This is a genomic window from Pseudomonas sp. N2-3-1-14 (assembly GCF_041228395.1).
Classification (GTDB): Bacteria; Pseudomonadota; Gammaproteobacteria; order Pseudomonadales; family Pseudomonadaceae; genus Aquipseudomonas.
Map to the genome: position 1 here is coordinate 2,309,698 of NZ_CP166199.1, position 14,109 is coordinate 2,323,806.

General features: G+C 61.9%; 12 protein-coding genes. 9 read left to right on the top strand and 3 right to left on the bottom strand.

Going from position 1 to position 14,109, the window contains the following annotated elements:
• Positions 1 to 30: 30 nt before the first annotated feature.
• Complete coding sequence (locus AB5I78_RS10800; protein ID WP_369302722.1) at positions 31 to 1,224, top strand: MFS transporter; 1,194 nt, start codon at positions 31 to 33, stop codon at positions 1,222 to 1,224.
• Here AB5I78_RS10800 and AB5I78_RS10805 read toward each other — a convergent pair.
• The 3 genes from AB5I78_RS10805 to AB5I78_RS10815 all read right to left on the bottom strand — a co-directional run bounded on the left by AB5I78_RS10805 (position 1,187) and on the right by AB5I78_RS10815 (position 3,353).
• Positions 1,187 to 1,459: a DUF1652 domain-containing protein gene (locus tag AB5I78_RS10805; protein ID WP_145163427.1), complete on the bottom strand. Its 273-nt coding sequence runs from the start codon at positions 1,457 to 1,459 to the stop codon at positions 1,187 to 1,189. The two genes, AB5I78_RS10800 and AB5I78_RS10805, sit on opposite strands and share 38 nt — an antisense overlap.
• Before the next feature lie 14 nt (positions 1,460 to 1,473).
• Positions 1,474 to 1,725, bottom strand: coding sequence for a CsbD family protein (locus AB5I78_RS10810; protein ID WP_145163429.1), 252 nt, complete (start codon positions 1,723 to 1,725; stop codon positions 1,474 to 1,476).
• A 131-nt stretch (positions 1,726 to 1,856) separates the two neighbouring features.
• Positions 1,857 to 3,353: a PAS domain S-box protein gene (locus AB5I78_RS10815; RefSeq protein ID WP_242200794.1), complete on the bottom strand. Its 1,497-nt coding sequence runs from the start codon at positions 3,351 to 3,353 to the stop codon at positions 1,857 to 1,859.
• 172 nt (positions 3,354 to 3,525) lie between these two features.
• On the opposite strand from AB5I78_RS10815, the gene AB5I78_RS10820 reads away from it, so the two are divergent.
• The 8 genes from AB5I78_RS10820 (at position 3,526) to AB5I78_RS10855 (ending at position 13,873) form a co-directional block, all read left to right on the top strand.
• The gene (locus AB5I78_RS10820; protein ID WP_106579945.1) at positions 3,526 to 4,494 is read left to right on the top strand and encodes a hypothetical protein; all 969 of its coding nucleotides are present in this window, start codon (positions 3,526 to 3,528) and stop codon (positions 4,492 to 4,494) included.
• A gap of 42 nt (positions 4,495 to 4,536) precedes the next feature.
• Complete coding sequence (locus AB5I78_RS10825; RefSeq protein WP_369302732.1) at positions 4,537 to 4,740, top strand: hypothetical protein; 204 nt, start codon at positions 4,537 to 4,539, stop codon at positions 4,738 to 4,740.
• Entirely contained in the window at positions 4,703 to 4,813 is a 111-nt protein-coding gene (locus AB5I78_RS10830; RefSeq protein ID WP_369302721.1) for an AraC family transcriptional regulator, read from the top strand. Before AB5I78_RS10825 ends, AB5I78_RS10830 begins: the two co-directional genes overlap by 38 nt.
• Before the next feature lie 324 nt (positions 4,814 to 5,137).
• Positions 5,138 to 5,758 (top strand): hypothetical protein, encoded by a 621-nt coding sequence (locus tag AB5I78_RS10835; RefSeq protein ID WP_145163433.1) that lies wholly within the window; start codon positions 5,138 to 5,140, stop codon positions 5,756 to 5,758.
• A gap of 146 nt (positions 5,759 to 5,904) precedes the next feature.
• Positions 5,905 to 11,604: a dermonecrotic toxin domain-containing protein gene (locus tag AB5I78_RS10840; protein WP_369302720.1), complete on the top strand. Its 5,700-nt coding sequence runs from the start codon at positions 5,905 to 5,907 to the stop codon at positions 11,602 to 11,604.
• 120 nt (positions 11,605 to 11,724) lie between these two features.
• Entirely contained in the window at positions 11,725 to 12,069 is a 345-nt protein-coding gene (locus AB5I78_RS10845) for an FKBP-type peptidyl-prolyl cis-trans isomerase (RefSeq protein WP_145163437.1), read from the top strand.
• A gap of 12 nt (positions 12,070 to 12,081) precedes the next feature.
• A complete protein-coding gene (locus AB5I78_RS10850; RefSeq protein WP_369302719.1) occupies positions 12,082 to 12,684 on the top strand; it encodes a GNAT family N-acetyltransferase in 603 nt (200 codons plus the stop codon).
• A gap of 472 nt (positions 12,685 to 13,156) precedes the next feature.
• Complete coding sequence (locus AB5I78_RS10855) at positions 13,157 to 13,873, top strand: MgtC/SapB family protein (RefSeq protein ID WP_119735498.1); 717 nt, start codon at positions 13,157 to 13,159, stop codon at positions 13,871 to 13,873.
• Positions 13,874 to 14,109: the final 236 nt, after the last annotated feature.

Below are 14,109 nucleotides of genomic sequence, written 5' to 3' on the forward strand. Positions count from 1 at the left end.
GTCGCGTTACCTCAAACGGATGAGAGCAGGATGCTTGCCACCATAAGAAACTACCCGCGCACCGTTAACCTGTTGCTGTCCGCCACGTTACTGCTGACGTTGGCCAAGGCCATTACCTTTCCCTACCTGGTGATTTACCTCACCCGTCACTTCGGCCTCGACATCACTCATGTCGGGTTGGTGATCGGCAGTTCGCTGATTGTCGGCTCATTGCTCAGCGTGTATGGCGGCTTTCTGGTGGACCGCGTGAACAGCTACAGGCTGTTGTTGGGCTTGAGCGCGCTGTTTGTGCTGGGGTTTATCGGCACCGTCGTGGCTCAGGGCATTTGGCTGTTCTACAGCTGCCTGATCCTGATCAACCTGGCCTATGCCGTCATCGACATCGCCATCAAGGCCGGCTTCGCCAGCTTGCTGCCCGAAGACGCGCGCAGCGAAGTGTTTTCCATCAAGTACACCCTGACCAATATCGGCTATGCCGTCGGCCCGTTTTTTGGCGCGATGGTGGCCAAGGTGGATATCAGCTTGCCTTTCGTTCTCTCGGCGCTGCTGGGCCTGGGGTTTTTCCTGCTGTACTGGCGCTGGGGTGATCGCAGCCTGGCCAGCGTCGATGCCACGCACAAACCGCTGGCGTTTCTCGCCGTCGGCCGCGTGCTGCTCAGCGACCATCGCCTGGTGTGTTTCACCTTCGGTGGCGTGCTCAGTGCAGTGGTGTTCGGTCAGTTCACGGCGTATCTGTCGCAGTACCTGGTGACAACCACCACCGCGCAATATACCTACACCGTGATCAGCGCCGTGCTCACCACCAACGCCGTCCTGGTGATTGCCCTGCAGTATGTGATTGGCCGGCGCATTTCGCACCGCCACCTGAGCCAGTGGCTGATCGCTGGCCTGGGCATGTTTATGCTGGGTGTGATTGGGTTTGCCTTGGCCACCAGCGTGCTGTGGTGGGTGCTGGCGATGGCGGTGTTTACCGTGGGGGAGATCATCGTGTTTCCGGCCGAGTACATGTTTATCGACCGAATTGCCCCTGACCACCTGCGCGGCATGTATTACGGGGCACAGAACCTGTCCAACCTGGGCGCCGCGCTGGGGCCGGTGTTGTGTGGGCTGGTGTTGGCCAGCCTGCCGGCCCACTACATGTTTTACATGCTGGGGGCGTTTACCGTCGGTGGCGGGGTGTTCTATTTCATGGGTGCGTCGCTAAAGGCAAATCATCCAACGTAAGCTTGCCGACGTTGTTGCTTTGCAATTCGTAGCGCAACTCTTCCACCATCTTTTCCACTTCCTGCGGGGTCTGCAGCCGGTTGGTGCTGATCCCGGTCACCACCAGGTCGACCCGGCCGGTTTGGGCGTCGAACACCTTGAGGGTCAACGAAGCATCCCGGCACAAGGTGAACTCGCAGGTCAGAGGCGACAGGCCTTCTTCGATGCAATTACGCAATTGAGAAAGGGTGAACATCTTGCTCAGGCTCCTCAACGACGGCGCAGCAGCAGGCCTACCAGCAGGCCTGCACCGGCGACAACGGCGACGGTAGCCAGCGGTTTATTGCGGGCGAAATCACTGACTGTATCCAGCGCGTCGCCATAGGTCTGCTGCAGTTGCCCGGCGGCCTGGCGCGCAACGCCTTCGGCTTGCAACTGCTCATCACCGGTCAGGTCGCCAAGAAAACCCTGGGCCTTGCCTGCAACTTTCTCGACGGCGCCTTTGACTTGTTCGCTTTTCATAGTGCATTCCTTCAAGAGATCAAACCAATACGGCACGGGACTCAAAGCCCTGTGCCCACCCTTCAAGGTTAAGCACCTCGTTATGCGCAAATAAGGCGAATTTGCACCGGTCTTACTAGTGCATTTGCACTTTATTTTTTGCTTTTTACCCGTAATTCCCCGGCAAACAGCCCGCGTTCACGGGCCCACACGATCGCCGCACTGCGGCTATGCACCCCCAGCTTGGAGTACACCGTGGCCACATGGTTACGCACGGTGTTCGGCGCCAGTTTCAGGCGCGAGGCAATCTCCTTGTCGGCCAGGCCTTCGCAGATCAAACCCAGCACATCGCGTTCACGGGCCGTCAGGTCGGTGAAGGCCACGTTTGGCAAATTGGGGCTGTTGACGCTCTTGGCGTTGGCCAGTTTCTCGATCAGCGTCTGGCTGAACCAGGAGGCGTCCTGCATCACTTCCTCGATGGCCGCCACCAGCTCCAGCTCTGAGCGTTTGCGTTCGGTGATGTTCATCATCACCAGCAAATAGCACGGCACATCCTGGATCAGCACGGTGTCGGCGGAGACCACGCAATCGATCACCTCGCTGCCTTTTTTGCGCACCTTGAGGTCCAGGCCGTCGAGGTTGCCGGCTTTTTCCAGCGTCGCAAACAGTTGCGCGCCTGCCTGGGGACTGTCGATGAAGTGAATCTCGTCGATGGTCTTGCCGATCAGCTCTTCACTGGTGTAGCCCGTGATGTTCATGAACGCTTCGTTGATATCCACCACCTGCCGGTTGGCGGCGCTGCACACCAGGGTCGGCACCGGCGTCAGACGGAACGATTTGGCAAAGCGCTCCTCGCTCTGGCGCAGGGCAATTTCCGCCTTGCGCCTTGGCTCCAGGTCGGTGAAGGAAAACAGCATGCAGTCTTCCTCGTTCATGTCCAGCGGCTGGCCCGCGACGATCACCAGCTTGCTGCCGCCTTCGGGCAGGCGCAGCTCGGCCTGCATCTGCGGGATGGTTGCACCTTCGCCCAGGCGCTGGACGGCCAGGTCCTTGCGCTCGGCCTGCTCCAGCACGTCCAGTTCATACACCGAGCGACCGATGACCTGATCGCGGCTGTAGCCGGTCATTTCCAGAAAACCCTGGTTGACCTTGATATAGCGCAGGTCGCTCAAGCGGCAGATCACGGCGGGCGCCGGGTTGGCGTTGAAGGTTTTCTCGAAGCGCTGCTCGGCGCTGGCCCACTCGGTGGCGTCGCTGAGGATCAGCACCAGCAGCTCGGGTTCGCCCTGAGTGTCGGTCAGTACCAGGCTGCGCAAGCGGTGCACCCAGCTGCGGTTTTCGTCGGCGGCGGGGGTGACTTCCACCACCACATCGCTGAACTCTTCACCGGCGGCCACGCGGCTGAGCGGGTAGCTGTCCAGCGGCAGCGGATGGTTGTTGCGATAGCGCAGCGCGAACCGCTTGGCGTATTGCGCAGTATTGACACCCAACGCCTCGACCTCGCTGACCCCGTGCATGGTCAACGCCGCTTCGTTGGCCCAGAGGATGGTCTGGTCAACCTCGGCCAGGATCACGCCGTCGGACAGTCCGGAGATGATCTGCTGCAATTGGCGGCGGTTGGTTTCTTTGGCAAGAACGTCCTGGGTCATGGTCTCTCCGGGGTATGGGCGCATGGCAGTTACGACACTCGGGCTTGAGGATAGTGCAGAGAAATTGCCCGGCGCGGGGTGCGAATGCACCAGAAGGCCTGGTGCATTTGCGCGAGGACGGCCGTCCCTGCGCTCGCCAGACTAAAACGGTCAACCACTCAAAGGATTAATCATGACCACTGTCTATGAAACCAATCGTTCACCGTTTCGCGTGTCCTGGAGTTCTGTGCTGGCCGGTAGTGCAATTGCCCTGGTGACCTACCTGGTGCTCAGCGTGCTGGGCACGGCCATCGGCGCGAGCGCGGTCGACCCGATGCAAGCCGGTAACCCGTTGCGTGGCTTCGGCACGGGCGCCGGGATCTGGCTGTTCGTGTCGACGCTGGTCGCCATTGCCGTCGGTGCGTTTGTGGCGGGGCGTACCGCGCCGGATCGCGGCGGCCTGCATGGCGTGCTGACCTGGACGCTGACCACGCTCTTCACCACCTGGCTGCTGGCGGCGCTGGCCTCAAGCGTGGTGGGCACGGCAGGCAATGTTGTCGGCAAAGGCCTGTCGGCTGCCGGCAGCGGCATCGCCGCCGCAGCGCCAGGCATCAGCGACAGCGTCAAGCAGCAACTGGACGAGCAGGGCATCCACCTGGATTGGAACAGCCTGCAAGGCCAACTCGACACCTTGCTCAAGCAAAGTGGCAAGCCTGAACTGGACCCGGCCAACGTCGAGCAGAAAACCGACCAGGCTGCCGCCGATGGCAAGCAGACGGCCACGGATGCCGCGACCAACCCGGCCCAGGCCGGTGATCAGCTCAAGCAGTGGTTCGAGCGCGTGAAAGCCTCCGGTGAACCTGCGTTGAATGCGGCGGATAAAGACGCGCTGGTCAACATCGTTGCGGCCCGTACCGGCAAGAGCAAAGAGCAGGCCACGCAAATCGTCGACAACTATGCGCAGGCTTATCAGCAAGCCATGCAAAAGGTCGATGAGCTCAAGCAACAGGCCGAGCAGAAGGCCCGTGAAGCAGGCGAAGTCGCCGCCAAACAGCTCTCGCGTGCAGCCTGGAGCACCCTGGCCATGCTGCTGTTGGGCGCGGCCCTGAGCTTCTTCGTCGGCCGCACGGCGTTGACCACACGCCGCGTACCTTTGGCTTAACCGTGTCAGCGGCAGGGACGCCGCTTTTCACTGACACCAAACATGCGAGTGTCAGCGCTCCATTCCCGTGCAGTGCCTGAGCATGGCGTGTTGGGCTTCAAGGACGAAGACAGCGGGCGCAGCACGTCGGTGCTCGACCGCCAGTTCGTGTGCGTGCCGCCGCAACGCAGCCATTCTTCCTCATCACTCACTGCTGCGGCATACGCGCATGTCGGTTCTGGAGAACGCCAACAGCGTCGGCTATGAATCGCCGTCGCACCTGGCCCATGTGTTTCGGTGTGTGCTGGGTAGGTCGCCGGATGAGTGGCGGCGCTGCTGACATGCCTGGGTCACACTCGCCCCCACAGTTGATTGGGTTCCTTCAGTTCGATTGCCAATCTTTCATGGCCCGATTCCGCGCATGATCCGGCCGTCGCAGATTTCCCTGCGGTTTCGCCGGGACGCGGCGGGGCAGGTTCAAGGGTGCTGGCTGGGTGGGCCGGTGGAATTTGCCGAGGCGCATTCGTGAACATTCGCGACGACATCACTGCTGTGGGCCAGGTGTAGTCCGCTCCCACAGGTTAAAGGGCGAAGCCGATAACCTATGTGCCTGAATGAATGCGTAAAATAGCGGCCTTTTACGCGAATCACGCAAAGGTGCCCCTTGAGCGCAGGCAAAGCCGTCGGACTGTTACTCCTCACCTCAATGCTGGCGGCGTGCGGCACCTCGCCGCCACGCACGCCGAATGACCTGTGCGGCATCTTCCGTGAAAAGGGCGACTGGTACGACGCCGCCAAAGTCACGCAAAAGCGCTGGGGTGTGCCGATCCAGGTGCCGTTCGCGATCATGTACCAGGAGTCCGGTTTCCATCAGGATGCCCTGGCGCCGCGCAAATACCTGCTGTGGATCATCCCCTGGGGCCGCGTCTCTACTGCCGCCGGCTATGCCCAGGCCAAGGATGAAGTGTGGAACGACTACCGCAAAAGCACGGGCCGCAGCGGCGCCAGTCGCCAGGACTTCGACGACGCTATCGATTTTGTCGGTTGGTACATGGACAAGACCTACACCATCAACGGCGTGTACAAATACGACGCCTACGGCCAGTACCTGAACTATCACGAAGGCTGGGGCGGTTACCGCCAGCGCACTTACGCCGCCAAAGCCTGGCTGCCGCCGGTGGCCAGCAAAGTGCAGGCGCGCTCGCAGATGTATGCGGCGCAATATGCAGGCTGCAAGGATGATTTGGGGCGGGGCTTCTGGAGCCGGTTCTGGCATTGGCTGTAAAGCACGCCGCGGCCCTGCCACTCAGATAAGGCTCAACGATATCGTCGTGGCGCGGGAACACGCGCCCTCGCCACTATCTATCTAACACCGCGCGTACCGGCCGTTCTCCATGCTGATGCCTCTTTCATCGTATGGAGCCACGACCAATGAGCACCGCCGTTTCTGCCACACCCGTTCCTTCTTTCAGCGAGATCAAGGGTTACCTCAACCAGATCGGCCATCACGTGTTCGAGCAGCCGGCGCCGCTGTTGCCCGAGCAACCTGTCGGCGCCGAGCAGGCGTATTTGCAGCGTTTGCACCGCACGCTACGAAGCCACTGCGAGGCGCTCGCCGCCACGCTGCGTGCGCTGTATCAGCCCCTGGAAACCGCCGACCTGCAGCATGCCGACGGCAAGGCATTGCTGGCGCGTCTGCGGCGCGAGTTGAACGCTCAAGTGCAAGCGATGCAAGGGCACAGCGTGATCAACGGCAAGGGGCTGCGCAGTTTCCTCAGCAACGAAGCAGGCATTACCGCGTTGGAACAGGAGGCACAGCGTGACCTCAACGACCGGCTGCTGCACCCGGAGATGGCGCGCCAGATCACGCAAATCTCGCTGGGCCCGGCGTTTCGTCCCGGCCTGTATGCGCTGACTTTTACCTACCAGGCGCGGCGCATTGAGTTCGCCGGGGCGTTTGTGCTGACCACGCTCAAGCATCCGCGGGTGAGCACGCTGACCGGCGGCGAATCGGTGGGCAACGTGCTGATGTTCAACCCGCTGCGCGGGATCGAATCTTTCAACTCGCTGGAAGAACTCGACCGTTACCTGCTGAACGCCATGGACAACGCGGCGTGGCGCAGCGAAATCATGGCGTTGCTGCCCAGACGCTACCAAGCCCTGGGCCCGGCCGGCGTCTGGCCGCTGGCGCTGGAACCGATCGACGCTGAGCCGCTGTTCGAGCACACGGTTGACGCGTTGACGGCCAAGCGTGAGCAGGATATCGACTGGGCGCTCGACCTGGTGGGGAACCCGGGGCGCACGGCACGCGAGGTGGTGGCTGACCTTGATCTGGCGATCCAGACGACGCTGCCCGACCTCGGTCCGCGCCTGGCATTGCACGCCCAGCGCTTGCTTGACCGCTGCTTGCGCTACAGCGCCCCGGATTGGTATCGCAGCGCCAATACTGCGCAACGAACCCTGCTGGCCCAATTGCTGGCCAGCTATAACCAGGCGCGCGCGACGATGCTCGACCTGCTGGGCCCGGCCGCCACGCCGTCGGCGCTGGCGCGTTATCAGGTGGTCGAGCACTTGGCCGACGAGCTGCAAATCCACGACCTGGACCCCGATCTGCTGCAGGTCAGCACCGGGCGTAGCGTAGCGGGTGTGGGCGACTACGAGCAGCAACAAAGCCTGACCCTGCTGGCCTTGCGCGGGTTGCACAAGGGCGATGAGGCGCCAGGGTCGGACTTCCTCACCAGAACCACGCTGACCTATGGCCAGACGCCGCTGAACGCTGAGTATCAGGACCTGACGCCGGCCTACCTGGCGAGTTTGCTGGGCCGCCTGCAACCGCGCCTGGCGTTTGCCACGGTGCTAAAAGAAAGCCACAGCAGCCCGGTGGTCAAGCAGGCGATCGAATCGATGTTCGACCACCGGCTCAACGCCCTGGCGTACACGGCAGTGTTGCAACACCATTTGAGCGAGGCCGACTACGCATTGATTCAGGCTCTGCGTGAGGGCCGCGGCGAAAACCTCAGCGCCGCTACCGTGTCGCTGCACGAGGCACAGCTCAATGGGTTGTGGCTGCTGCGTCAGACGGACGCCAAGGGTGAAGTCAAACGCCTGTTGCTGTGCACGCCCGAGGCCCCCAGCGCGACGCAGTTCCAGGCGTTTGACACCGAGGCCAGCTGCAAGGCGTACCTGCTTGGCTGGTGCACCCAGCCCGCCATGAAGGGGTATGTCCTCAGTACACTGTCGCTGCGTTTTCGCCCCTCCATGCAACGGATTCTCACGGGCCTGAGCCTCAAACCGCATGCACAGGAGTACCACGAGGTCAGGTTCACCTTTGTTGCCGATTACGCCGCCGGTCTAAAAGCCCTGGCGCAACACATGCTGGCTACGATGGGCGACGATCTCACGTTCGCCACGCCGCTGTGGTTCAGTTCGGCCAGCCAGGCGCAGCGCCAGACGCTCACCGGCCTGGCGCAGGACACCGAGGGCGCCTTGCGCACTTACCATGCCGATCCGCACGGCCAGGCGCTGTTCCCGACCTTTGCGAGCTTTGTGCATGAACAGGCCAGAATTCGCCTGAACGCGCTGCTCGGGCGTGCCGCGCAGGACGTCGACCCCAATACGGTCCACGTCCATTACCCCCAGGCGTTTCCCGGGCTTACGACGCCGGACTCCGTCACGTACACCCGATTGCTGCGCGACGGTTATCACGACAGCGTGGGGTTTCTGGACCCCAAGTTTGAAACCTCGGCGACCTTTACCGGCCCAGCCGGCGTCGACCTCAGCCGCTTGACGCCTGAAGCGGTGTCGCGCTCGGTGCGGGGCGTGTGGATCGGCCAGCGCTATGTCGACCACGTGCGCAACACCCTGCAAAGCCCCAGCAGCCCCGGCTATGTGTTCCGACGTAACGCAACGCTGGCCATCAGCCAATTGCAGATGCGCAACGCTGCCCTCGAATCACGCTTGCAAGGCCATATCTCCCAGGCTGACCTGGACTGGCTGAACACCTGCCTGCAGAGCCTGGGCAATGCCTCCGACCAGGTGCGCGAAAGTTACCAGGTGCACCGGCTGTTTGTGGACGGCGAATGGGTGATCGACACCTTCCTGTTCAAGCGCGGGCATGACCCGGTGCTGCTCTACACGCCGAATGCGCCGGATGGCGTCACCTTTCGCCACGCGCGGCTGTTCAACTATGTGTTGAAACACGTGGATGGCATGGTCGGTTACCTCGCCGAGCGGGTGGGCGCGCAGGCAAAGGCCCGCGTGCATGGGTTTCTGGAGAACGCCAGAAAGCAACTGCCGCAGACCCTAAACCGCAGCCATCCCAGCCCTGGCCGGTATGACCCGATCAGTCGCGAGACGGTAGTGCTCAACCTTCGCCAGGCGCTGTACGACGCCAAGCTGCAGCGCAAGATAGACGACGTCGAGGCAACCTCCGTCAACCGTGCGCACATGATCATGGACCTGGTGTGGAGCGTTATCGAACCCCTCGTTGCCATCGCCACCGCGCCTTACCCGGTGCTGAGCCTGAGCCTGGGCATGTCGCTGGCTTTCAAGGATGGGATGCTCGCCCTGCACGCGTACAACCAGGGGCAGATGGGTGAAGCCTTCGGGCACTACCTTGGCTACCTGCTCAATAGCGCCGGCGCGGTATTCACTGATTTGCGCCCGGCGCTGATCAGCCCGTTGGGCAAGCCGATACGTCCGCTGCTGCATACCGCGCCGCAGGAACAAGCGTTGTCGTTGATCAAACAACTGGAGGCGCCAACGCCGGCCTTCGATGATCTGCAAGCGGTGATGTTCCAAGGCCAGGCGTTATGGACCCGCAAAACGCCCGACGCTCTGGGGCGTTTCCTGCTGCTCAGGCAGGATGCTGCAACCGGGAAATTGCAGTCCACCGGCCGGCTGGTCCATCGTAATACTCAAGGCCAGTGGATGCGTGCCGGTGTTGCGGGTGGCGCACCCAAATATGAAAAACTGCCCGTCGCCGTCAGCCCGCTGGAGCGTTACGAAACCCCGCAGGCGTTGTTGAAAGACCTGGAGCATGTGGTGACCCCTGGCGCCGTGGAGGCGGCCTTCGCGCGCATCGCCGACCCGTATGGCGAGCAGATCGCCAGGGACATCATGGGCAAGCAGCTGTTCCACCTGCGCGCGCCGTATGGCACGGCAGTGGACAACCTGACCCGTGACGCCAACGCTTACTTTGATGCCTTGGCCCCGATTGTTCCCCGGGCCGATGTACTGAGTGTTGAGCCTGACGCCCTGCATGAAGTCATCCTGCAAAAGCTGCTCAGTGAAAGCAAAGGGCTGGTGATCGGCGCGAGCGTGGATTCGATTGCCAGCAAGCAGTTCCTGATCGACACCCTGCAAGCCTTGCACGACCACGGCGTGCGGCGTCTGTACATCGAGTACCTGCCCGCCGATGTGTTTCGGGCCAAGCTGGAAACACGCCACACCGCCAAGGCGTCGAAGAGCCTCGACACGCACCTCAAGAGCGTCGATAAAGCGTTGGGCATGCCCAAGGACAGCGCCTATTCCTATCAGGCGCTGGTGCAGGCGGCGTCTGACCACGGCATTGAGGTGAGGGCGCTGGATGCATCCACCTCCTACTATCTGGACGATGCATTGGCGGGGGGCAGCACCTCGGTGCTCACGCCTCGCGAGAACCGTCTGCGCAACTTCTATTCCCACAAGGTGATCGCCGCCGACGTGGCGGCCAACCCTGACGACGCTTGGGTGGCACTGGTGGATCACCGACGCATGAATACCCATGAGCAAGTCCCCGGCCTGGCCGACCTGCACGGCGCCGTGAGCCTGCGTGTCGAGGATGTCAGCGTCGGCACGCCGGTCGGGGTGTGGAAAGACACGCCCGGCTCGATTCCCGATGATGCGTTGGCCAAGGCTGATTTCAAGCTCACCCTGCAGACCGCTTACACCCAACCCCAGGCGCAGGCGTTGCCGCCCCCGTCGCAGCACCGCTACAGCGTGTTCGAGATGCCCTCTGCGCTGCGTGAAGCATTGCGCACGCTGAAAGATTCGCCAAAGGGTCTGGATTCGCGGTATTTCCCCGGCAACCCGGCGCTTCGACCGGCCTACACGGCCTTCCAGCGGACTCGCGAACGTCTCGACGCGGCGGCCGGCGCGCATTTCAAAGACCACGTGCCACCCGCTGCGGCGCCGCAGCCACAGCTGTCACCCGGCCTCACCGCGCGTGAGTTCTTCGAGCGCGCCTATGCCCATTCAAACGGGGTATTGATCGGCGAGGCGCACAGCATGCAATCGAGCAAGGCGCTGTTGATCAAGGAACTGAAGACCATGAAGGTCAAGACGCTCTATGTTGAGCACCTGCTGACGGACCTGCATCAGGCGGACCTTGATGCCTTGTACCAAGGCAGTCCGATGTCCAAGGCGCTCAAGGACTATCTGCGGATACAGGACCGTGGGCATATGTTGGGCTATAAAGGGCCGCACACTTACACCGCGGTGATCGAAACTGCCGCCAAGTACAAGATTCGCGTGCGTGCGCTGGATTGCTTCGCCAGTTACTGCGTCGATGGCATGCCGGATAAAGGAACGTCGCGCACGGCGATGTTCAGCTATTTTGCCAATGAGGTCATCACCCAGGATCAAGCTGCACATGGCCCGCATCGCTGGGTGGCGTTGATGGGCAACACCCACACCGACACGTTCCTGGGCGTGCCTGGCCTGGCAAGGTTGCAGGGCGCCATCAGCCTGCATGTCAACGATGTGGCGCCCGGCCAGCCTGTTGGCTTGCGGGCGGGAAAATGGGAGGCGGCCAACAGGCCCCTGCGCCCTGATGAATGGGTGGCCATGCGCAGTGACTTTGCCCTTGATGTGGCGGTGGCCGGCCGCAAGCCGCCGGAGGCGTTCAAGCCCGCCGACCGCTCACGCCTCACGCACGCCGGGCATTTTTTGATCGAGCGCCCGGCGCCCGACCAGACGCTGCTGGTGCATCGTTCGCGCAGCGGCGACATTGTCACCACGCCGATTCAAGTGGACGAGCGCGGGCACTTCTTTATTGATCGGTGGGAGCCGCTCCAGCACGAGCGCTATCTTTATCAATTTCATTTGATCGAGGCGCTGCAACTCCACATGGGCTTGCGCCCGGCGCCTTGAATGGCTGCGAGCGGGCAGGGGGGCATTGCTGTCCGCACTCCGTTGGGCCGTGCGCAGGTGCTTGCCAAACGCCGGTGATTCTGGGAAAACGCCCACCTTCTGGTATTCAACGAGCATCCCATGAGCAACCAAGACCTTCAGATCACTGACATCCGCCTGGGCGACGGTAAAACCGTGGTCAAGGGCGCACTGATCACCACTCAATACACCGGCACCCTGGAAGACGGTACGGTGTTCGATTCGTCCTGGGAACGCGGCAAGCCGTTTCAGTGTGTGATCGGCACCGGGCGCGTGATCAAAGGCTGGGACCAGGGCTTGATGGGCATGCGCGTCGGCGGTGTACGCACATTGTGTGTACCGGCGCACCTGGCGTATGGCGAGCGTTCGATGGGCGCGCACATCAAACCCAACAGCAACCTGCGCTTTGAAATCGAGTTGCTGGAAGTGCTGACGCGCGATGACTGAAGGAAAGTGAACATGGACGTTGATGTTGAGGCGTTGCCGGGCTGCTCCGTCGCGGGCATCCGGGTGGTTGAATTGCTGGGCAGAGACGCGGCTGAGCTGCAGCATTTTTTCGAACAGGCGCCGGCCTATTTCATCGCGGTCAATGGCGAGCCGGCCGGGCCGACTGAAGCGCGCGAAGAACTGCAGGGCTATTTGCCGGCAGGGTGGCGCTGCAGCCGGATGTACTGGCTGGGTTACCGCGATGCGCAGGATCAGTTGGTCGCCGTGGTGAACATTGCCGCGGATTTGCTCGCTGCCGGGGTTTGGCATATCGGATTGCTGCTGGTGCATACGCGTTTGCACGGCACCGGGCTTGCGCGACAGTTGCATGCCGATCTCGAATCCTGGGCTGCGAGCAAAGGCGCCCAATGGCTGCGGCTGACGGTGGTGGTCGGCAACACCAGGGCCGAGCGGTTCTGGCCCAAGCTTGGGTATGTGCCGGTGCGCACCCGCGAGGGAATTACGATGGGGCGGCAGGTGAATACGGTGTCGATTCAGCTCAAGGCATTGGCGGGTGGGCGGATGGATGAATACCTGGAAAAGGTCGAGCGTGATCGGCCGGGTACGCCGTCATAACCGATGTACATAGACCTGATCTGCAGTGACCATTTCCCTCCCACCTTTGATCGGGATGACGCCTGGAAAACGCTTCCTGAACTCGCGCTGAAGAAGCGGCCTGTTGGTCATCGGTAAACTTTCCTACGGTTTACTCACGCGAAAACGCGGCGTAAACTCCGCGCGTTTTCATCAATAGCGGAGACCCTCAGTGGGTACTTGTTCGAGTGACAGTTGTCGGCCGGTTTCAGTAACCGGCACATCCTTGGCAAGATAACGCGCATTCTTCCTGTGCCGTTGTCTCGCCTGAAAAAAGCGAGAAGCGGCATTCCGGCAGCGGCCAGTCCTGGCACCTGCCTGCATCCCTCTCATCGACGCTGACCAGCACCTGAAAGCATTCAGGCTGCTACGGACGCGCCTGCCTTTTACGGTGGGCGGGCCAAGGGTATCTGTATCCGTCAGTTTGGCTGGCAATAAACAGGGAGGATTTCCTATGCAAGCAATCAACAACATCAACCTCAATTCCTTGGTCGATACTGTCGTCAGCCTCAGCGCGGCGTTTATCCTCGGTGGCTTGATCGGCTTCGAGCGTCAGTACCGCCAGCGCACGGCGGGTTTACGCACCAATGTGCTGGTGGCCGTGGGTGCGGCGATTTTTGTCGACATGGCCAACCGGCTGGGCGGCGCTGAAGGCGCGGTTCGGGTGGTCGCGTACGTGGTCTCGGGCATCGGCTTTCTGGGGGCTGGCGTGATCATGCGCGAAGAAGGCAACGTGCGCGGGCTCAACACTGCCGCCACCCTGTGGGCCTCGGCAGCCGTGGGCGCTTGTGCGGGCGCCGACCTGATCCTCGAAGCGCTGCTGGGCACGCTGTTTGTACTGGCGGCCAACACGCTGCTGCGCCCGATCGTCAACAACATCAACCGTCAGCCTCTGGACGTGGTGTCGGCAGAGGTGACCAACATCCTCTATGTCATCGCGCGGCGCAGCCAGCAACAGGCGGTGATGGTGTTGCTCGAAGCCGAGCTGGCGCGCTGCAACTACCCGGCGAGCGACGTTGACGTCCGGCCGTTTGGCAGTGAAGAGGTGGAGATCGAGGCCACCCTGGTCGCGACCTCGGTAGACGGCGACGAACTGGATGCGCTGGTAGCGCGTATTTCCACATCGACCCTGGTGGTGCAGGCGTTCTGGAGCCCGAGCACTACTGATTAACCGGCGCACCTCACGCATGACCAGGCGCTGGCTTGGTCATGTTTCGTGAGGAAAAGTCCTACATACGCTTGGGACTATCCCTTCGGATGAAACGTCATTTCGTTGCTAAGGTTGCGCGCTTGCAGCTAGCCGGCGGCATCGGTTTGGCTGTACGTGTTCGGCCGGCTTCAATCGAAGGGACCAGGAACAGCCTGGTTATTGTCCTGAGTAGGTGCAGCACCGCTGGTCGGCACTGT

Excerpts from the sequence above, each read along its gene's own strand:
- AB5I78_RS10825 (WP_369302732.1), top strand. The coding sequence starts at position 4,537 with ATGCGAGTGTCAGCGCTCCATTCCCGTGCAGTGCCTGAGCATGGCGTG.
- AB5I78_RS10800 (WP_369302722.1), top strand. The coding sequence starts at position 31 with ATGCTTGCCACCATAAGAAACTACCCGCGCACCGTTAACCTGTTGCTG.
- AB5I78_RS10830 (WP_369302721.1), top strand. The coding sequence starts at position 4,703 with ATGTCGGTTCTGGAGAACGCCAACAGCGTCGGCTATGAATCGCCGTCG.
- AB5I78_RS10805 (WP_145163427.1), bottom strand. The coding sequence starts at position 1,459 with ATGTTCACCCTTTCTCAATTGCGTAATTGCATCGAAGAAGGCCTGTCG.
- AB5I78_RS10820 (WP_106579945.1), top strand. The coding sequence starts at position 3,526 with ATGACCACTGTCTATGAAACCAATCGTTCACCGTTTCGCGTGTCCTGG.
- AB5I78_RS10815 (WP_242200794.1), bottom strand. The coding sequence starts at position 3,353 with ATGACCCAGGACGTTCTTGCCAAAGAAACCAACCGCCGCCAATTGCAG.
- AB5I78_RS10845 (WP_145163437.1), top strand. The coding sequence starts at position 11,725 with ATGAGCAACCAAGACCTTCAGATCACTGACATCCGCCTGGGCGACGGT.
- AB5I78_RS10840 (WP_369302720.1), top strand. The coding sequence starts at position 5,905 with ATGAGCACCGCCGTTTCTGCCACACCCGTTCCTTCTTTCAGCGAGATC.
- AB5I78_RS10810 (WP_145163429.1), bottom strand. The coding sequence starts at position 1,725 with ATGAAAAGCGAACAAGTCAAAGGCGCCGTCGAGAAAGTTGCAGGCAAG.
- AB5I78_RS10855 (WP_119735498.1), top strand. The coding sequence starts at position 13,157 with ATGCAAGCAATCAACAACATCAACCTCAATTCCTTGGTCGATACTGTC.
- AB5I78_RS10850 (WP_369302719.1), top strand. The coding sequence starts at position 12,082 with ATGGACGTTGATGTTGAGGCGTTGCCGGGCTGCTCCGTCGCGGGCATC.